The sequence below is a fragment of the Escherichia sp. MOD1-EC5950 genome, assembly GCF_002965345.1.
GTDB classification, from domain to species: domain Bacteria; phylum Pseudomonadota; class Gammaproteobacteria; order Enterobacterales; family Enterobacteriaceae; genus Escherichia; species Escherichia marmotae.
Map to the genome: position 1 here is coordinate 1 of NZ_PTSR01000180.1, position 254 is coordinate 254.

Annotated in this window: 1 pseudogene; it reads right to left on the bottom strand. The window is 57.5% G+C overall.

The annotated features are described in order from the left end of the window. Nucleotides 1–254 (bottom strand): annotated as a pseudogene (locus BEA93_RS26010) (hypothetical protein); the annotation flags it as partial.

The following is a 254-nucleotide window of genomic DNA, read 5'->3' on the forward strand; positions in this document are numbered from 1 at the left end:
GGCAGGCTGACGCCTGCCGGAAGGGAAGCGGGCCACGCTGACGCGTCGCCCGTTACCCTTCCCGTTTGTGATGTGTCCGGAATGTTTTTTTCTGATGTTATTTTTCTGTGGTTACCGTGCTTGTTATTGTTGTTGTTCTTCTTCCTCTTCTTCTTTCCGTTACTCTCCTGTTTATGGCTTTCCCGGGCGTCCCCCTGGCGGGGCGGGCTGTCGTGAACGGAGCCAGCGAAGCTGTCTCCGCCCTGGCGGGCTTC